This is a genomic window from Thioclava dalianensis (assembly GCF_000715505.1).
Lineage (GTDB): Bacteria > Pseudomonadota > Alphaproteobacteria > Rhodobacterales > Rhodobacteraceae > Thioclava > Thioclava dalianensis.
Genome location: NZ_JHEH01000001.1, coordinates 122405 through 140373, shown reverse-complemented (window position 1 = coordinate 140373; position 17969 = coordinate 122405). Strand labels below are relative to the sequence as shown.

Here is a 17969-nt window from a genome sequence, read left to right as displayed (position 1 = left end):
AAATCGGTGGCTTAGCCCTGCAGGGCCTTGCTCAGATATTCGTCGACCTTCTCGAGATAGCCCATCGTGGTGAGCCATTTCTGGTCGGGTCCGACGAGCAGGGCGAGATCCTTGGTCATATGGCCATCTTCGACCGTCTGCACGCAGACCTTCTCGAGCGCTTCGGCGAATTCCAGGAGCTTGGCGTTGTCGTCGAGTTTCGCACGGTGCTTGAGCCCGCCCGACCACGCAAAGATCGAAGCAATCGAGTTGGTTGAGGTTTGTTTGCCCGCCTGATGCTGGCGGTAATGCCGGGTGACGGTGCCGTGGGCGGCCTCGGCCTCGACGGTCTTGCCATCGGGCGTCATCAGCACGGAAGTCATCAGGCCAAGCGAGCCGAAGCCCTGCGCGACGGTATCCGACTGCACATCGCCATCGTAGTTTTTGCACGCCCAGACATAGCCGCCCGACCATTTCAGCGCCGAGGCCACCATGTCATCGATCAGACGGTGCTCATAGGTGATGCCAGCGGCCTTGAACTTGTCGGCGAATTCCTGATCGAACACCTCTTGGAACAGATCCTTGAAGCGCCCGTCATAGGCTTTGAGGATGGTGTTCTTGGTCGAGAGGTAAACCGGCCAGCCCTTAACGAGACCGTAATTCATCGAGGCGCGGGCGAAATCGCGGATCGAGTCATCAAGGTTGTACATCGCCATGGTGACGCCCGCGGAGGGTGCGTCGAACACGTCTTTTTCAATCACTTCGCCGTCTTCGCCGACGAATTTGATCGTCAGCTTGCCCTTGCCGGGGAAGCGGAAATCGGTGGCGCGATACTGGTCGCCATAGGCGTGACGCCCGACGACGATCGGCTGGGTCCAGCCCGGCACAAGACGCGGCACGTTCTTGCAGATGATCGGCTCGCGGAAGATCACACCGCCAAGAATGTTGCGGATCGTGCCATTGGGCGAGCGATACATGCGCTTGAGGCCGAATTCCTCGACACGGGCCTCGTCGGGGGTGATGGTCGCGCATTTGACGCCGACGCCGTATTTCTTAATCGCCTCGGCTGCATCAACCGTGATCTGGTCGTCAGTCGCGTCCCGGGACTCGATGCCCAGATCGTAATATTTCAGGTCGATATCGAGATAGGGCAGGATCAGCTTTTGCTTGATGAAGTCCCAGATGATGCGGGTCATCTCGTCGCCGTCGAGTTCTACGACGGGATTCTCTACCTTGATCTTGGTCATGAAGGCCCTCTTGGATTGGGTGACTCGGGATTGCCGCCTCTTTAGCCCAAAGCGGCGGGTTTGGCTAGACGGTATGCCGTTGTATACGAAGCCTGTGCCGAGCGGTGCCTCAGCCCCGCGCCTCGAACCACGGGGTGATGCGCGCGCGCACCCAATCCCACAAGGCGGGCAGGCCCCGTGCGACCTTGGTGCCGACCCGCTCTTCGACCTGCGCGAGCGTCACGTCATAGTCGATCCACGAGCCGCCGCCCGCTTGCAGGTTGAGGAGCACGGGCTGGGCGCGATCAAGCGATTTGGCATAGATCGCATCGGGGGTTTCATGGGCCTCGAACTCGGTCCACAGTGCATGAAGATCGTCGCCCAAAGGTTTGGGAAGTAATCCGAATATCCGCGCCGCCGCTGCTGCCTCGGCCTCTTGAATGGCCGTCGAGTCATGCGCGGTTCCGTTTTGGCTGTGGATCGGCACATCGCCGACATCGATCTCGACAAGATCATGGATCAGCAACATCCGCACGACGCGGAAGATATCGACCCCGGCAGGAGCCTGATCGGCCAAGATCACCGCATAAAGCGCCAGCGTCCAGCTATGCTCGGCCGAGTTTTCGGGGCGCGAGGCATCGTGGATTGGCGTGGCGCGCGTGACCGATTTGAGCTTTTCGATCTCGGCGAGAAAGGCCATTTGCTGATCGAGGGTCTGGGGCATTGCGCTCTCCGTCTTGGGCCGGACGCGCGGGGCCTCCGGGTATATGGGCATGGAAAAGGGCGCCGAAGCGCCCCTGTCCATCTAGTCCTGCGTGCCGTGCTCGGCATTGTCTATCTTGGCCTTGCGCAGCTCGCCCAGTCGTTTCTCGAAGAATGTGCGGCCACGGATCTCGGCCATCTTCAGGCGGCAGGCGGTCATGAAGGCCTCCTGCAGCGACGGGCTCGAGGTGCCGATATAGTTGCCGACCTCCATGAACAGGCGATCCTCGTCCAGCTCTTGCTGGGCGGCGATCACCTCATGGGCCAGTTTCTCGGCCAGCTCGTCAATCAACGCCATTAGCGGCTGCCTTCTGTAAGCCTCCGGCGCACATAGGTTTGCACCGTCTCGATCATCGGTTTCATGTGCTCTTCTTCATTTTTGAAGAAGTGATCGGCCCCCTCGACGACATCATGGGTGATCGTGATACCCTTTTGCTCATGGAGCTTGGAAACCAGTTGTTCGGTCTCTTTGGGCTGGGCGATCCGGTCGTGCGAGCCATTGATGATCAGGCCCGAAGACGGGCAGGGCGCGAGGAAAGAATAATCGTAATTGCCGGGCCCGGGCGAAGACGGGCCGGGAGGCGCCACCGAGATGAAGCCGGTGATCTCGGGACGGCGCATCAAAAGCTGCATGCCGATCCACGCGCCAAAGGAGTGACCCGCGACCCAGCAATGCTTGGAATTCGGGTTCATCGTTTGCAGATAATCGAGCGCCGAGGCTGCATCGCTCAGCTCACCGATCCCCTGATCATATTCGCCCTGCGAGCGGCCCACGCCCCGGAAGTTGAAGCGCAACACCGTGAAGCCCATTTTGTAAAAGGCATAATGCAGGTTATAAACGACGCGATTGTTCATCGTGCCGCCGAATTGCGGATCGGGATGCAGGATGATGGCGATCGGAGCGTCGGGTGCGGGCTGGGGGTGGTAGCGCCCTTCAAGGCGACCTTCGGGACCGGGGAAAATGACTTCGGGCATTGTCTCTCGTTTTTGTTGCGCCAGCTATCTTTCGGGGCGGCGCGAAGCGTACAGGCTTTCTTGACGCATTCGCGCGGCTGCCCTAGGAGGAAGCCACCCCCGGCGGTATGCTGGGGGATCGGGTAAAGCTGGAGGTAATCGGCCCCAGGGCTTGCGTCAATGCTTTAGCGGGCATTGTGCTTGGCATTGGGTCGTTTTTGCCCCGGGTTTTGGGGCTGTAGCAGGAGAGTCGCATGAAACTTTCGACGAAAGGCCGCTATGCGATGGTCGCGTTGGTCGATTTGGCGATGGTCGGTCCGGGTGAGCGCAGTTCTCTTGCCGCCCTCTCGGAGCGTCAGGACATTTCGTTGCCCTATCTTGAGCAACTCTTCGTGCGGCTGCGCCGCGCGGGGCTGGTCACGTCAGTGCGCGGTCCGGGCGGCGGCTACAAATTGGCGCGCCTGCCTTCCGAAATCCGGGTGTCGGAGATTTTCGAGGCGGTCGATGAGACGGTCTCTGCGATGCATGTGGGCGCGGGCGCCTCGGGCGGTATTTCGGGCTCACGCGCGCAGTCGCTGACCAATCGCCTCTGGGAAAGCCTCAGCGCACAGGTCTTTGTCTTCCTGCATCAGACCTCGCTGGAAGATGTCGTGCAAAACGGTCTCAAACCCTGTCCGGCAGTCCCGCATCTCTTTTCGGTGGTCGATGAGTAGGGACGCCGACCCGAAGATCTGAAGATCAGCGCCGTGTTGCGTTCCGCACGGCCCGGCGGCGGTTTAGACCGCCTGCGCGCCCCGATCTGGCTTGGGGTGCGGGAGATTTGTCCCAAGTCACCTATCTAGAGCGACCTGATTGCGAGGCCCTTTTCATGACACGCAGTTATCTTGACTGGAACGCCACCACGCCGCTGCGCCCCGAGGCGCGCGCGGCGATGATCTCGGCGATGGATGTGCTGGGCAACCCGTCTTCGGTCCATTCCGAGGGGCGCGCCGCCAAGACGCTGCTGGAGCGCGCCCGCGCGCAGGTGGCCAGCGCGCTTGGTGCCGAAGGGCAGGATGTAATCTTTACCTCAGGCGCCACCGAGGCGGCAGCGCTGGTGCTGGGCGGGCGCGATCTCCATTGCGCCGCCGTCGAGCATGACGCGATCCGAAGCTGGTGCCGCGAGGATCTCTCGGTCTCGCAGGCGGGCCGCATCACGGTGGAGGATCCGGGCCAGTCCTCCGTCCAGATCGCCAATTCCGAAACCGGCGTCGTGCAGGAGCTGCCCGCAGGGCTCGCGGTGAGCGATCTCACCCAAGGTTTTGGCAAAATCCCCTTCGCTTTCAACTGGCTGGAGCTGACCGCCGGGATCGTCTCGGCCCATAAACTGGGCGGGCCCAAGGGCATTGGCGCGCTGATCGTGCGGCGGGGCACCGACATCGCAGCCCAGCTGCGCGGCGGGGGGCAAGAGATGGGCCGCCGGGCCGGGACCGAGAACCTGATCGGCATCGCAGGGTTCGGTGCTGCCGCCGAGGCCGCCTCGCGTGATCTTGAAGGCGGGATTTGGCAGGAAGTCGAAAAACTTAGAAACATTCTAGAAATGGTCATTGCGGATCGGGCGAAAGCAACTATTTTTGTCGGGAATGAATCGCGCAGGCTACCCAATACCTCCTGTTTCATCACGCCCGGCTGGAAGGGCGAGACGCAGGTGATGCAGATAGATCTGGGCGGGTTTGCCGTATCGGCGGGCTCTGCGTGCTCCAGCGGCAAGGTCCGCAGCAGCGATGCGCTGCGCGCGATGGGCTATGGGGCCGAAGAGGGCGCCTGTGCATTGCGGGTCTCACTGGGGCCCGACACGCGCGAAGAAGATGTGATGCGTTTCGCCGAATACTGGCTGAAATGCGAAGAGAAACACCGCGCGCGGCGCGGTTGAACAGGGGGCTCAGATGGCCGAGACGGATCAGATGGAAGTACGTGAAGGTGTGGACCGCGAAACGGTCGAAGCTGTCCAGAACATGGGCACCTACAAATACGGCTGGAACACCGAAATCGAGATGGACTACGCCCCCAAGGGCCTGAACACCGATATCGTGCGCCTGATCTCGGACAAGAACAAAGAGCCGGAATGGATGACCGAATGGCGTCTGCAGGCCTATGCGCGCTGGCAGGATATGAAAATGCCGCATTGGGCGTTGCTCGATGTGCCTGAGATTGATTTTCAGGATCAGTATTACTACGCCCGCCCCAAAAGCATGGAAGTTAAGCCGAAATCGCTCGACGAGGTCGATCCCAAGCTGCTGGCCACCTATGAGAAACTCGGGATTCCGCTGAAAGAACAGATGGTTCTCGCCGGTGTTGAAGGTGCGGAAGACTATGACCCGAGCCAGCGTCAGGTCGCCGTCGACGCGGTCTTCGATTCCGTCTCGGTGGGCACCACTTTCAAGGACAAGCTGGCCGAGGCGGGCGTGATCTTCTGCTCGATCTCGGAGGCCATTCAGGACCATCCCGAGCTGGTGAAGAAATATCTCGGAAGCGTCGTGCCGCAGGCGGATAACTATTTCGCCGCGCTCAACTCGGCGGTCTTCTCAGATGGCTCTTTCGTCTACGTGCCCCCGGGGGTGCGCTGCCCGATGGAGCTGAGCACCTATTTCCGCATCAATGCCGAAAACACCGGGCAGTTCGAGCGCACGCTGATCATCGCCGACAAGGGCAGCCATGTGAGCTACCTTGAGGGCTGCACCGCGCCCAAGCGCGACATCGCGCAGTTGCACGCAGCCGTGGTCGAGATCATCGTCGAGGAAGACGCTGAGGTGAAATATTCCACGGTGCAGAACTGGTATCCGGGCGATGAGAACGGCAAAGGCGGGATCTACAACTTCGTCACCAAACGCGCCGATTGCCGCGGCGACCGGGCCAAGGTGATGTGGACGCAGGTCGAGACCGGCTCCGCGATCACGTGGAAATACCCGTCCTGCATCCTGCGCGGCAATGAAAGCCAGGGCGAGTTCTACTCGATCGCGATTGCGAATAACTACCAGCAGGCCGATACCGGCACCAAGATGATCCATCTGGGCCGCGACACGCGCTCGCGGATCGTCTCCAAGGGGATCTCGGCGGGGCATGCGCAAAACACCTATCGCGGTCAGGTCTCGATGCATCCCAAGGCCAAGGAGAGCCGCAACTATACGCAATGCGACAGCCTTCTGATCGGCTCGGAATGCGGCGCGCACACGGTTCCCTATATCGAGGTGAAGAACAACTCGAGCCGGGTGGAGCACGAAGCCACCACCTCCAAGGTGGATGACGACCAGCTCTTCTATTGCCGCGCCCGCGGGATGGATGAGGAAGAGGCCGTGGCGCTTGTCGTGAACGGGTTCTGCCGCGAGGTGCTGCAAGCGCTGCCGATGGAATTCGCGATGGAGGCCCAAAGCCTCGTGGCGATCTCGCTCGAAGGCTCGGTCGGCTGATGAGCCGGGTCGCGCATTGCCTACCGAATGCTGCCCGCAGCGTCGCGCCTTGCGCGGCGGGCGGGTGCATGGCGGGCTGCGCCACTGCGCGGGAGGGTCGGGCATGACTGCGCCGCTTCGCGCTTATTGGTGGAAGGACACGCCGAATTTCGGCGATGCCATTGGTGCGCGCATCGTTGCGCATGTCTCGGGCCGTTCGGTCGAATGGGCGCCGATGGCTGTGTGCGATCTGCTCTGCATCGGTTCGGTTCTGGGCTTCCGGCCCAATGGCAAGCGGCTGAGCGGCCCGTTCGAGGGGGCGCCCTATGTCTGGGGCTCGGGGATTCTCGATCATCGGCTGGGGTGGCTCGCTGAGGGTCGCATCAGTGCGCAGGCCATGCCAAAGGTTCGCGCCGTGCGCGGCGCTCTGACCGCGTTGCATCTGTCCGGTTTCGAAGGTGTCTTCGGCGATCCCGGCCTGCTGGCACCGCTGGTAGAACCCAGCCCCGCGACGCGCAAGAGCATCGGCTTGATCCCGCATATCAAGCAATGGGACGACGCGGATACGATGCGCGCCTTCGCAGCGACCGGACACCGGATCATCGACGTACGCGATCCCGACCCTTGGGCGGTCGTGCGCGCCATCGCAGAGTGCGAGGCCGTGGTTTCGACCAGTTTGCACGGGCTGATCGTGGCCGATGCCTATGGGATTCCGAATGCGTGGATCGCGGGCGCGGGGCGCTTCAAGTTCCACGATTATTTCTATTCCGTCGGGCGCAACCTGCGCGCACCGCTGAGCCTGTCCGAGGCGGTAGCTCAAGCCGAGGCCGGGCAGCTGCGCGCAGCCGATCCGGCCGTGGTGGCGCAGGTGCAGGCCGATCTGGTCGCAGCCTTCCCCGATGCGCTGCGCGCCGCGCCCGCCGAGCAGTCCGAGCGTGAAGGAGCCTTGCGATGATCATCACCACCACGCCCACCATTGAGGGGCGCCCGATCTCGGCCTATCACGGCATCGTTGTGGGCGAGGCGATCATGGGCGCCAATATCGTGCGCGATCTCTTCGCGCAGGTCACCGATATCGTCGGTGGTCGCTCGGGGGCTTACGAATCCAAATTGCAAGACGCGCGCGCCACCGCGCTGCGCGAGCTTGAAGAGCGCGCCCGGGCCTTGGGCGCCAATGCCGTTGTCGGCGTCGATCTCGATTACGAAGTCGTCGGCCAATCCATGTTGATGGTGTCGGCCTCCGGCACCGCTGTCACCGCTTCCTGAAGGACCGAATCATGTTGGAAATCAAAAACCTGCACGTCAAACTTGAAGACGAGGACAAGCAAATCCTCAAAGGCGTCGATCTGAGCGTCGAGGCTGGCAAGGTTCACGCGATCATGGGGCCGAATGGCTCGGGTAAATCCACGCTCAGCTATGTGCTCTCGGGTCGTGACGGCTATGAGGTCACCGAGGGCGAAGCCTCGCTCAACGGTTTGGATCTGCTGGAGGCCGAGCCTGAAGAGCGCGCCGCAGCCGGTCTGTTTCTGGCCTTCCAATATCCCGTCGAGATCCCCGGTGTGGGCAATATGACTTTCCTGCGCACCGCGCTCAACGCGCAGCGCAAAGCGCGCGGCGAGGCCGAGATCTCGGCGGGCGACTTCCTCAAGCTGGTGCGCGAAAAGGCGAAATCGCTCAAGATCGATGCCGATATGCTCAAGCGCCCGGTCAATGTGGGCTTCTCGGGCGGTGAGAAAAAGCGCAACGAAATCCTGCAGATGGCGATCCTCGAGCCGAAGATGTGCATCCTCGACGAGACCGATTCCGGTCTTGATGTCGATGCGATGCGTCTGGTGGCCGATGGTGTGAACGCGCTGCGTGATGCGGGGCGCTCCTTCCTTGTGATCACGCACTACCAGCGCCTGCTCGATCACATCAAACCCGATGTGGTGCATATCATGGCCGGTGGCCGGATCATCGAAACCGGCGGCCCGGATCTGGCGATGGAGGTCGAGAAGAACGGCTATGCTGATCTGCTCGCCAAGCACGGTATCGCGCAGGAGATGGCGTAATGTCGGCAGTCGAGAAAATGACCCCCGCCGAGGCGCGGCTGGCCCGCGTGAGCTTGCCAGACGGGTTTGGCCCCGCCCGCCGCGACGCGCGCGACCGCTTGAACGCGATGGGGCTTCCGGGGCGGCGCGACGAGTATTGGCGCTGGACCAACCCGACCGATCTGATCGCGCCCGAGCCGGTTCCGGCCACGCCCTTCGTCGATGACGAGCCCGAGCTGTTTGGCGATATTGATCGGCTCAAGATCGTGTTTCGCGATGGTGTGTTCGACGCCGAAGCCTCCGATGATCTGGCCCTTGAGGGGATCGAGATCCTGCGGCTCGCAGAGGCGGGCGATGTGAACTGGGCGAGCGGGCTTTACGGCACGCTTGAGGCGGCGGGCCAAACCCCCGTTGCGCGCCCCTTCGCCACGCTTAACACGGCCTCGGCAACCGATGGGATCTTGATCCGCGTCACCGGACGGGCCTCGAAGCCTGTCAATGTGATTTATGATTACAGCTCAGAGGTTTGCGACCCGATCCTGCATCACCTTGTGAAGCTGGAAGAGGGCGCGGAGATCACCGTTCTGGAGACCGGAACGGCAGGCGCGCGGGCCAATCAGCTTTGGGAAGTCGATGTCGCCAAGGGCGCGCAGTTCCACCATATCCGCGTGCAGGGCCGCGATCATGCGCGCCGTGCCGTGACCGGGATCTTCACCCGGGTGGCCGAGCACGGGCTCTTCAAGAGCTTTACGCTGACGTCGAACGGCGCGCTCACCCGCAATGAATGCGTGATCGATATCGTGGGCGATGATGCCAATGCTCATGTCGCAGGCGCGGCCCTTGGGGACGCGAAATCCGATCCGTTCCACCATGACGACACCGTTTTCATCACCCATGGGGCCGAGCGCGGCGAGAGCCGTCAGGTCTTCAAGAAGGTGCTCAAGAACGGCGCCGAGGGGATTTTCCAAGGCAAGATCCTGGTGAAACCCGGCGCGCAAAAGACCGATGGCTATCAGATCAGCCAGTCGCTGCTGCTTGACGAAGACAGCGAGTTTCTGGCCAAGCCCGAGCTTGAGATCTACGCCGATGACGTGGTGTGCAGCCACGGCTCGACCACCGGTGCGATCGACGAGACGGCGCTGTTCTATCTGCGCTCGCGCGGGGTGCCGCATGAGGAGGCGACCGCACTTCTGGTTCTGTCCTTCTTGGCCGATGCGATCGAAGAGATCGCCGATGAGCAGTTCCGCGACGAGATCGTCACCCGGCTTGAAAGCTGGCTTGCGCGGCATCGCGGCTAAGCGATGTCCGCCACCGATGACATCCTGCGCAGCTATCGCCGCCCTCGGGCGGTGATGCGCGCGCATCTGGCGCGACCGCGCTCGGAGGCGCGTGCGCTGATGTTTTTGCTCATCGCGCTGGCAATGATTTTCATTGGCCAATGGCCGCGCCTGTCGCGGCTGGCCCATGACAATCCCGATCAGCCGATGGTCGGTCTGATGATGGGCACGATGCTGGCGCTGCTGGCAACGGTCCCGCTATTCTACCTGCTTGCGGCGCTTGGTCACCTTGGCGCGCGGCTTGTCGGCGGGCAGGGTGACTGGTACGGCGCGCGTGTCGCGTTGTTTTGGACGATGCTGGCGATTGCGCCCTTGATGCTGCTGCAAGGGCTGGTGGCGGGGCTGATCGGCCCGGGCACTCAGCTGAGCGTCGTGTCGATCCTCGTTTTTGCGGGGTTTGTGGTGTTTTGGTTCGCGGGTCTTCGCGTGGCCGAATTCGAGAGGGAGCCGGCCTGATGCCCGAGCTGAGGGATATGCTTGCGCGCAGCTTTTCGGACCCGCAATCGGTGGCGCGCGACATTCTCGCGCTGAACCTGCCGATGGGCGCGCGGTTTCTGGCGATGATGATCGTGGTGATCCTGACCGCACTTCTGGGCACGCTCGCTCAGATCGTGTTCACCCAGATCACCAAGGTCGATATGGGAGAGATCACGTCTCCGATCGCCGTGGTCGGCCTTCAGGCCGCGCTGATCCTTTACGGCGCAGCCGTGCTGAGCTTTATCGGCCAGCGCTTTGGCGGGACGGGGCGGTTTTCCGATGCTGTGGTGCTGATCAGCTGGATAGAATTCGTTCTGATGATCGGCCAGATGATCCAAGTTCTGTTGATGGTGTTTTTCCCGATCTCGGCGACGATCATGTCGGTGCTGTTGATCGGTTTGCTGTTTTTCCTGCTGGTGCAGTTCACGATGGTGCTGCACGGGTTTGAAAACCCCTTCGCTGTGGCTGTGGGCGTATTGCTGGGCTTCATCGGCTCTGCGGTTGTCGCCGGGCTGATCCTGGTCTCGACCGGGCTTGTGCAAATGCCTGCGGGCGTGTGAGGAGCGACTATGTTTGATATCGAAAAGATTCGCGCCGATTTCCCGATCCTGCAGCGTCAGATCAACGGCAAACCGCTGGTTTATCTCGATAGCGGAGCCTCGGCGCAAAAGCCGCGCGTGGTGATCGACGCGGTGCGCGACCTCTATGAGAATGACTATGCCAACGTCCATCGCGGGCTGCATACGCTCTCCAATATCGCGACCGAGAAATACGAGGGCACGCGGGCGAAAGTGGCGCGCTTCCTCGGCGTGAAGGATGAAGAAGAGATCGTCTTCACCACCGGCACGACCGAAGGGATCAATCTGGTCTCCTACGCTTGGGCCGCGCCGCGCTTTCAGCCGGGCGATGAGATTGTGCTCAGCGTGATGGAGCACCATGCCAATATCGTACCGTGGCATTTCCTGCGCGAACGTCAGGGGGTTGTGCTCAAATGGGTCGAGCCCGATGTGGACGGCTCGCTGCCGCCCGAGAAAGTGCTGGAGGCCGTCACCGACAAGACCCGGCTGATCGCCATCACCCATATGTCCAATGTGCTGGGCACCAAGGTCGATGTGCGAACCATTGCCCATGCCGCGCGCGCAAAGGGCATTGCCACGCTGGTCGATGGCTCGCAGGCGGCGGTGCATGGCCCGGTTGATCTCGAAGAGATCGGCGCGGATTTCTACGCCATCACCGGCCATAAGCTTTACGGGCCCTCAGGGTCGGGGGCGATCCATATCCGGCGCGAGCGGATGGCCGAGATGCGCCCCTTCTTGGGCGGTGGCGATATGATCGACACGGTCACGCGCGATGCGGTCACCTATAACAAGCCGCCGATGAAATTCGAGGCAGGCACACCCGGGATTGCTCAGCAGATCGGGATGGGCGTAGCACTCGACTATCTGATGGGCATCGGCATGGACAACATCGCAGCCCATGAGGCCGATCTGCGCGACTATACCGCCAGCAAGCTTCAGGGGCTGAACTGGCTCAACGTGCAGGGCACCGCGCCGGGCAAGGGCGCGATCTTCTCGATGACGCTGGGCGGACCGGCGCATCCGCATGATATCTCGACGATTCTCGACAAGCGCGGCGTGGCCGTACGCGCGGGCCATCACTGCGCGGGGCCGCTGATGGAGTGGCTGGGCGTGTCGGCCCCCGCGCGGGCCTCATTTGCGATGTATAACACCCGTGCGGAGGCCGATGCGCTGGTCTCAGCGCTTGAGCTGTGCAATGAGTTGCTGGGATAAAGCCTGAAACAGCGCGTGGCACGGTCCGATCCCAGCAGATCGCCCGCGCTGCCCATGCCTAAATTATGCGCAATTGCCTGCAGTTGAACAGCAATTGCCCGCATACCGACGTTTTGCGGGTTTTTCCCGTGCATATCGGCGCTAGTCTTGATGTGAACAACGAGCGGGGCCGAAACTCATGGCGATTCATGCCAGCATTCACCACTTGACCCATTACATCTATGATCGGCCCGTGACGCTGGGTCCGCAGCTGATCCGTCTGCGGCCCGCGCCGCATTCGCGCACACGGGTGATTTCGCACTCGCTCAAGGTCAGCCCGGGTGGGCATTTCGTGAACCACCAGCAAGACCCCTATGGCAACTGGCTCGCGCGTTTCGTCTTTCCCGAGCCGGTCCGCGAGTTCAAGATCGAGGTCGATCTGACCGCCGATATGACGGTTTATAACCCGTTCGATTTCTTCGTCGAGGAAGGGGCAGAGGAGTGGCCCTTTGAATACCCCGAGGATCTGCGCGAGGATCTGTCGATCTATCGCAGGCCCGAGGCTGAGGGGCCGTTGCTTGCGCAGTTCATGGGGCAGATCGACCGCAGCACCTCGCGCACGGTCGATTTCCTGATCTCTCTGAATGCGCAGGTCTCGCGCGCGGTCAATTACACGATCCGGCTGGAGCCGGGGGTGCAGACCCCCGAAGAGACTTTGGCGATCGGGTCTGGCTCGTGTCGCGACAGCGCATGGCTGCTGGTGCAAGCGCTGCGGCATCTGGGTTTTGCGGCGCGGTTCGTGTCGGGCTACCTGATCCAGCTCAAGCCCGATCTGCAGGCGCTCGACGGGCCATCGGGTACCGATCACGACTTCACCGATCTGCATGCGTGGTGCGAGGTGTTTCTGCCGGGCGCGGGCTGGATCGGCTTTGATCCGACCTCGGGCCTGCTGACCGGCGAGAGCCATATTCCGCTGGCAGCCACCCCGCATTACCGCAATGCCGCCCCGATTTCAGGGGGTTATTCCTCCAACGGCACGCCCGAGGTCACATTCGATTTCGACATGTCGGTGACCCGTGTGGCCGAGCATCCGCGCATCACCAAACCCTTCTCGGATGAGGCATGGGCACGGCTCAATGCGCTGGGGCGCAAGGTCGATGAGAGTCTTGCTGCGGGCGATGTGCGCCTCACCATGGGTGGCGAGCCGACCTTTGTGAGCATTGATGATTTCGAAAGCGAAGAGTGGAACACCGCCGCCGTCGGCCCGCAAAAACGCAAACTGGCCGATGAGCTGATCCGGCGTCTGCGTGATCGCTTCGCGCCGGGTGGCTTTTTGCATTACGGACAGGGCAAGTGGTATCCGGGCGAGAGCCTGCCGCGCTGGACGTTCTCGCTGTATTGGCGGCGCGACGAAAAGCCGGTCTGGCGCGACGAGGCGCTGATTGCGCGCGAAGGCACCGAGACCGGGGCTGGCCCTGATGAGGCCGGCGCGTTGATGCGCGGCATCGCGCGGCAATTGGGTCTTGAGCCAGAGCACGCCCAGCCCGCCTATGAAGATCCCGCCGAATGGATGCTCAAAGAGGGCAACCTGCCGGAAAATGTCACCCCCGAGGACAGCAAGCTGAAAAACCCCGAGGATCGCGCGCGGTTCGCCCGGGTCTTTGCGCGCGGGTTGGACAAGCCCACGGGCTTCATCCTGCCGATCCAGCGCTGGCAATCCAAGGCGCAGCCCGGCAACCGCTGGCGCTCCGAGAAATGGACGACCCGGCGCGGTAAGCTGTTTTTGATCCCCGGCGACAGCCCGGCGGGGTTCCGTTTGCCGCTGGGCGCGCTGCCGCATGTGCCGCCCAGCCAATACCCCTATCATTTTGAGACCGACACCTCATTGCCCAAGGGCGAGCTGCCCGACTTCCACGAGCAAAAGCCAGAGGCTGATCTGGTCGCAGCACCCACGCGCGAGCACAGCCAGCCCGTGTCCGAGGCGCAAAGCGCAGAGCCCGGCCAAACCATCGTCGAGCAGGATCTCAACGCGATCAATGGCGTGGTGCGCACCGCGATCTCGGTTGAGCCGCGTGATGGACGGCTCTGTGTCTTCATGCCGCCCACCGAGGATCTGGAGGATTATCTGGAGCTTCTGGCCGCAGCCGAGCACAGCGCGCAGGCCGTGGGCTTGCCGATCCATATCGAGGGCTATGCGCCGCCCTCTGATCCGCGAATGAACGTGATCCGCGTGGCCCCCGATCCCGGCGTGATCGAGGTGAATATCCATCCCGCCCATAGCTGGGAGGAATGCGTGGCCACCACCGAGGCGATCTACGAAGAGGCCCGCCAGTCGCGTCTGGGGGCGGATAAATTCATGATCGACGGTCGCCATACCGGCACCGGCGGCGGCAACCATGTGGTCGTGGGCGGCGAGACATTGCTCGACAGCCCGTTCCTGCGCCGCCCCGATCTGTTGAAATCATTGATCCTGACATGGCAGCGCCATCCCTGTCTGAGCTACCTGTTCTCGGGGCTGTTCATCGGCCCGACCTCGCAGGCGCCGCGCATCGACGAGGCCCGCCACGACACGCTCTATGAGCTGGAAATCGCGCTGAGCCAGATCAATCCGCCGAGCGAAGGCGCGGTGCCGCCCGCATGGCTGGTGGATCGGCTGTTGCGCAACATGCTCACGGATGTGACGGGCAACACCCACCGTGCCGAGATCTGCATCGACAAGATGTTCTCGCCCGATGGCCCGACGGGTCGGCTGGGGCTGGTGGAGTTCCGCGGCTTCGAGATGCCGCCGGATCCGCGCATGTCGCTGGCCCAGCAATTGCTGCTGCGTGCGATCATTGCGCGGTGCTGGAATGCGCCGATTTCGGGCAAGCCGGTGCGCTGGGGCACGGTGCTGCATGACCGCTTCATGCTGCCGCATTTCCTGTGGGAAGATCTTCTCGATTTGCTGGCCGATCTGCGCGATCACGGCTTTGACCTCGATCCGCAATGGTTCGAGGCGCAGGCCGAGTTCCGCTTCCCGTTCTGCGGCCAGATCGAGGCCGAGGGCGTCCATCTGGAGATCCGTCAAGCGTTGGAGCCGTGGCATGTGCTGGGCGAGACCGGCGCGATCGGGGGCACGGTGCGCTATACCGACAGCTCGGTCGAGCGGTTGCAGGTCACAATGACCTCGCTGCATCAAGACCGCTATCAGGTGATGTGCAATCGCCGCCCCGTGCCGCTGACGAAAACCAGCATCTCGGGCAAATCGGTGGCGGGCGTGCGCTACAAGGCGTGGCAGCCGGCTGAGGCGCTCCATCCCACTTTGCCGGTCAATGCGCCGCTCACCTTCGACATCTATGACAGCTGGACGGGGCGGGCGATTGCGGGCTGTGTCTATCACGTGGCCCATCCGGGCGGGCGCAGCTATGACACCTTCCCGATCAATGGCAACGAGGCCGAGGCACGCAGGCTTGCGCGCTTTGAGGGCCATGGCTATACGCCGGGGAATTATCGCCCGGAACCCGAGCGCACACACCCGGAATTCCCGTATACGCTTGACCTGCGTAGGCCAATCGGGCTGAGCTGACCCAAGAAGATCCCGGAGCCCGCATGTTGTCCAAGCCAAGCCCCTTCGCGCGCCACCGCCTGCTGGAGAGCTACCAGCCAGCGCCCGGCGTCGCCGATGAGCTGTTTGACGCGCAAGGCAATATGCGGCCCGTCTGGCGGCCCTTCGTCGAGCGGTTCTTGTCGCTGGAGCCGGAGGAGATCCCGCGCCGGTTCGAACGTGGCGATCAATATCTGCGCGATGCGGGCGTCTATTACCGGCGCTATTCCAATGATGTGCTAGCCGAGCGCGAATGGCCGCTCAGCCATATCCCGGTGATCCTGCACGAGCGGGAATGGGCGGGTATCTGCGAGGGGCTGGCGCAGCGCGCCGATCTGCTTGAAGCGGTGATGGCGGATCTCTACGGGCCGGGGCGTCTGGTCTCGGACGGGCATCTGCCGCCCGAACTCATCGCGGGCAATCGCCACTGGCTGCGTCCGATGGTGGGCGTGCCGCCGCGCGGTGGGCATTACCTGCATTTTCTCGCCTTCGAGATCGGACGCTCGCCCGATGGCACATGGTTTGTCCTTGGCGACCGGGCGCAGGCGCCTTCGGGCGCGGGCTTTGCGCTGGAAAACCGGATGGCCACGGGGCGGATCTTCCCCGAACGCTTCCCGCGCGACCGTATCCACAAGCTGGCGGGCTTTTTCACCGAATTCCGCAACGCGCTTGAGGACCTGAGCGGGCAGGGGCGTGAGCGCCCCGCGCGCGCCGCGATCCTGACGCCGGGCCCGGCGAGCGATGGCTATTACGAGCATACCTATATCGCGCGCTATCTGGGTCTGCCGCTGCTGGAAGGCGAGGATCTGCTCGTCGAGAACGGTCAGGCCATGGTGCGCACCATCGAGGGGCCGCAGCCTTTAGGGGCGCTTTGGCGTCGGATGGATGCGGGCTTCATGGATCCGCTGGCGCTCTCTCCGCATAGCCAGATCGGTACGCCGGGGATGATGGAGGCGGTGCGGCTGGGCAATATCGCGATGGTCAATGCGCTTGGCGCGGGCGTGTTGGAGACCCGCGCATTGATGGCCTTCTTACCCCATATTTCGCGGGTGCTGCACGGCCAGCCGCTGAAGATGCCCAATATCGCGACATGGTGGTGCGGCGCAGCGCGCGAGCGTGCGCATGTGCGCGCGCATGCCGATCAGATGATGATCGGGCCTGCGATGGCGGTAGATCTGCCCTTTGATCTCGATGCCACCACGGCGCTTGGCGGGGCGTTTCGCGGTGTCGCGCGCAGCTCCATCGCGCAGTGGCTGGAGGCTGAGGGCGGCCAGCTTGTCGGTCAAGAGGCGGTGACGCTCTCGACCACGCCTGCATGGCAAGATGCACCGGGCGGCGGCTCGCTCCAGCCGCGCCCGATGACGGTCCGGGTCTTTGCCGCGCGCACGCCGCAGGGCTGGCGCTTCATGAAGGGGGGCTATGCCCGGATCGGCCCGCAGGGCGATGCCACCGCGCTGTCGATGCAAAGTGGCGGCGCTGTGGCCGATGTCTGGGTCGTCTCTGACCGGGCGGTGCCGCCGCTCACGATGGCGCCCGACAGCGCGCGCGGCTTTCGCCGTCGCAGCCCCGGTACGCTGCCCGCGCGCGCCGCCGATAACCTGTATTGGCTGGGCCGCTATATCGAGCGCTGCGAAGATGCGGTACGCCTGATCCGGGCCTACCACCTGCGACTGGCCGCGACCGGCAGCATCGACGAGAAACGTCTCAGACGGTTGGCGCAATTTCTCGATGATGTGGGGATCGATGTCTCCGAACCCGTGCCCTCAGGGCTGATCGCGCGGCTCGATGCGGCGCGGATCTGTGCCTCGAAAGTGCGCGACCGGTTCTCCACCGATGGCTGGCTTGCACTGCAAGATCTGGCCAAGACAGCCCGGGAAATGACGGAAACCGCGCGCCCGGGCGATGATACCGCCCGCGCGATGGGCGTGCTTTTGCGCAAGATCACAGGGTTTACCGGCCTTGTGCATGAAAACATGTACCGCTTTGCGGGCTGGCGTTTCCTATCGGTCGGGCGGGCGCTGGAGCGCTCAGCCGCGACCGCCTCTCTGTTGATCCGCTTTTGCGATGAGACAGCCCCCGAGGGCGCGCTCGATCTGGTGGTCGAGGTGGGTGATAGCGTGATCACCCATCAACGGCGCTACCGCGTGGCCACAAGCCCCGAGACCGTGCTGGATCTGCTGGTCCTCGACGCCGATAATCCGCGCGCAATCTTGTTTTTGATCAATGATTTGAAAGCAAATCTTGAAGCGCTTCCCAATGCCGAAAGTGCCGGCCGACCCGGGCCGATCCTGCGCGCGCTTTTGCCGTTGCGCACGGAGTTGATGGTGGCCGAGCCGCGCTCGGTTACACCGGAGTTTCTGGCGCGTCTGCGCACACAGCTCTTTCAGCTCTCTGACCTCATCTCAGATCAATACATGAGGTAAATCA

General features: G+C 62.8%; 16 protein-coding genes. 12 read left to right on the top strand and 4 right to left on the bottom strand.

The features are described 5' to 3' along the window. Positions 1-11 precede the first annotated feature (11 nt). From DL1_RS00740 to DL1_RS00725, 4 genes are all read right to left on the bottom strand, one after another. On the bottom strand, positions 12-1226 hold the full coding sequence (locus tag DL1_RS00740; protein WP_038060983.1) for an NADP-dependent isocitrate dehydrogenase: 1215 nt from the start codon (positions 1224-1226) through the stop codon (positions 12-14). Between the two features lie 109 nt (positions 1227-1335). Continuing rightward, positions 1336-1929: an HD domain-containing protein gene (locus DL1_RS00735; protein ID WP_038060980.1), complete on the bottom strand. Its 594-nt coding sequence runs from the start codon at positions 1927-1929 to the stop codon at positions 1336-1338. Between the two features lie 81 nt (positions 1930-2010). Continuing rightward, the gene (locus DL1_RS00730; RefSeq protein WP_038060977.1) at positions 2011-2265 is read right to left on the bottom strand and encodes a hypothetical protein; all 255 of its coding nucleotides are present in this window, start codon (positions 2263-2265) and stop codon (positions 2011-2013) included. Then, positions 2265-2942, bottom strand: a complete 678-nt coding sequence (locus DL1_RS00725; RefSeq protein ID WP_038060973.1) for an alpha/beta hydrolase — start codon at positions 2940-2942, stop codon at positions 2265-2267. The genes DL1_RS00730 and DL1_RS00725 overlap by 1 nt, the downstream gene beginning before the upstream one ends. A gap of 233 nt (positions 2943-3175) precedes the next feature. Between DL1_RS00725 and iscR the strand changes: the two genes are divergently transcribed. The 12 genes from iscR (at position 3176) to DL1_RS00665 (ending at position 17965) form a co-directional block, all read left to right on the top strand. Further along, positions 3176-3634: a Fe-S cluster assembly transcriptional regulator IscR gene (iscR, locus tag DL1_RS00720; RefSeq protein ID WP_038060972.1), complete on the top strand. Its 459-nt coding sequence runs from the start codon at positions 3176-3178 to the stop codon at positions 3632-3634. A gap of 155 nt (positions 3635-3789) precedes the next feature. Then, positions 3790-4833, top strand: coding sequence for a cysteine desulfurase family protein (locus DL1_RS00715; protein WP_038060969.1), 1044 nt, complete (start codon positions 3790-3792; stop codon positions 4831-4833). A 13-nt stretch (positions 4834-4846) separates the two neighbouring features. After that, positions 4847-6367, top strand: coding sequence for a Fe-S cluster assembly protein SufB (gene sufB / locus DL1_RS00710; protein WP_038060966.1), 1521 nt, complete (start codon positions 4847-4849; stop codon positions 6365-6367). Positions 6368-6470: 103 nt separating this feature from the next. Continuing rightward, entirely contained in the window at positions 6471-7301 is an 831-nt protein-coding gene (locus DL1_RS00705; protein WP_051693217.1) for a polysaccharide pyruvyl transferase family protein, read from the top strand. Beyond that, entirely contained in the window at positions 7298-7612 is a 315-nt protein-coding gene (locus DL1_RS00700; RefSeq protein ID WP_038060963.1) for a heavy metal-binding domain-containing protein, read from the top strand. Before DL1_RS00705 ends, DL1_RS00700 begins: the two co-directional genes overlap by 4 nt. 11 nt (positions 7613-7623) lie before the next feature. Continuing rightward, complete coding sequence (sufC, locus tag DL1_RS00695; protein WP_038060959.1) at positions 7624-8397, top strand: Fe-S cluster assembly ATPase SufC; 774 nt, start codon at positions 7624-7626, stop codon at positions 8395-8397. Beyond that, entirely contained in the window at positions 8397-9674 is a 1278-nt protein-coding gene (locus DL1_RS00690) for a SufB/SufD family protein (protein ID WP_038060956.1), read from the top strand. The genes sufC and DL1_RS00690 overlap by 1 nt, the downstream gene beginning before the upstream one ends. A gap of 3 nt (positions 9675-9677) precedes the next feature. Then, positions 9678-10169: a Yip1 family protein gene (locus DL1_RS00685; RefSeq protein WP_038060953.1), complete on the top strand. Its 492-nt coding sequence runs from the start codon at positions 9678-9680 to the stop codon at positions 10167-10169. Continuing rightward, positions 10169-10750, top strand: a complete 582-nt coding sequence (locus DL1_RS00680; RefSeq protein WP_038060950.1) for a YIP1 family protein — start codon at positions 10169-10171, stop codon at positions 10748-10750. The genes DL1_RS00685 and DL1_RS00680 overlap by 1 nt, the downstream gene beginning before the upstream one ends. Positions 10751-10759: 9 nt before the next feature. Next, positions 10760-11980 carry a cysteine desulfurase gene (locus DL1_RS00675; RefSeq protein ID WP_038060948.1) on the top strand — a complete coding sequence of 407 codons (1221 nt, stop codon included), beginning with the start codon at positions 10760-10762 and terminating at the stop codon, positions 11978-11980. Positions 11981-12158: 178 nt separating this feature from the next. Continuing rightward, positions 12159-15524: a transglutaminase family protein gene (locus DL1_RS00670; protein ID WP_038060945.1), complete on the top strand. Its 3366-nt coding sequence runs from the start codon at positions 12159-12161 to the stop codon at positions 15522-15524. 23 nt (positions 15525-15547) lie between these two features. Continuing rightward, entirely contained in the window at positions 15548-17965 is a 2418-nt protein-coding gene (locus tag DL1_RS00665; protein ID WP_038060943.1) for a circularly permuted type 2 ATP-grasp protein, read from the top strand. Positions 17966-17969 lie beyond the last annotated feature (4 nt).

Coding starts and splice junctions, on each gene's coding strand:
- DL1_RS00715 (WP_038060969.1), top strand. CDS start 3,790: ATGACACGCAGTTATCTTGACTGGAACGCCACCACGCCGCTGCGCCCC.
- DL1_RS00705 (WP_051693217.1), top strand. CDS start 6,471: ATGACTGCGCCGCTTCGCGCTTATTGGTGGAAGGACACGCCGAATTTC.
- sufB (WP_038060966.1), top strand. CDS start 4,847: ATGGCCGAGACGGATCAGATGGAAGTACGTGAAGGTGTGGACCGCGAA.
- DL1_RS00700 (WP_038060963.1), top strand. CDS start 7,298: ATGATCATCACCACCACGCCCACCATTGAGGGGCGCCCGATCTCGGCC.
- DL1_RS00675 (WP_038060948.1), top strand. CDS start 10,760: ATGTTTGATATCGAAAAGATTCGCGCCGATTTCCCGATCCTGCAGCGT.
- DL1_RS00735 (WP_038060980.1), bottom strand. CDS start 1,929: ATGCCCCAGACCCTCGATCAGCAAATGGCCTTTCTCGCCGAGATCGAA.
- DL1_RS00665 (WP_038060943.1), top strand. CDS start 15,548: ATGTTGTCCAAGCCAAGCCCCTTCGCGCGCCACCGCCTGCTGGAGAGC.
- sufC (WP_038060959.1), top strand. CDS start 7,624: ATGTTGGAAATCAAAAACCTGCACGTCAAACTTGAAGACGAGGACAAG.
- DL1_RS00685 (WP_038060953.1), top strand. CDS start 9,678: ATGTCCGCCACCGATGACATCCTGCGCAGCTATCGCCGCCCTCGGGCG.
- DL1_RS00680 (WP_038060950.1), top strand. CDS start 10,169: ATGCCCGAGCTGAGGGATATGCTTGCGCGCAGCTTTTCGGACCCGCAA.
- DL1_RS00690 (WP_038060956.1), top strand. CDS start 8,397: ATGTCGGCAGTCGAGAAAATGACCCCCGCCGAGGCGCGGCTGGCCCGC.
- iscR (WP_038060972.1), top strand. CDS start 3,176: ATGAAACTTTCGACGAAAGGCCGCTATGCGATGGTCGCGTTGGTCGAT.
- DL1_RS00740 (WP_038060983.1), bottom strand. CDS start 1,226: ATGACCAAGATCAAGGTAGAGAATCCCGTCGTAGAACTCGACGGCGAC.
- DL1_RS00730 (WP_038060977.1), bottom strand. CDS start 2,265: ATGGCGTTGATTGACGAGCTGGCCGAGAAACTGGCCCATGAGGTGATC.
- DL1_RS00725 (WP_038060973.1), bottom strand. CDS start 2,942: ATGCCCGAAGTCATTTTCCCCGGTCCCGAAGGTCGCCTTGAAGGGCGC.
- DL1_RS00670 (WP_038060945.1), top strand. CDS start 12,159: ATGGCGATTCATGCCAGCATTCACCACTTGACCCATTACATCTATGAT.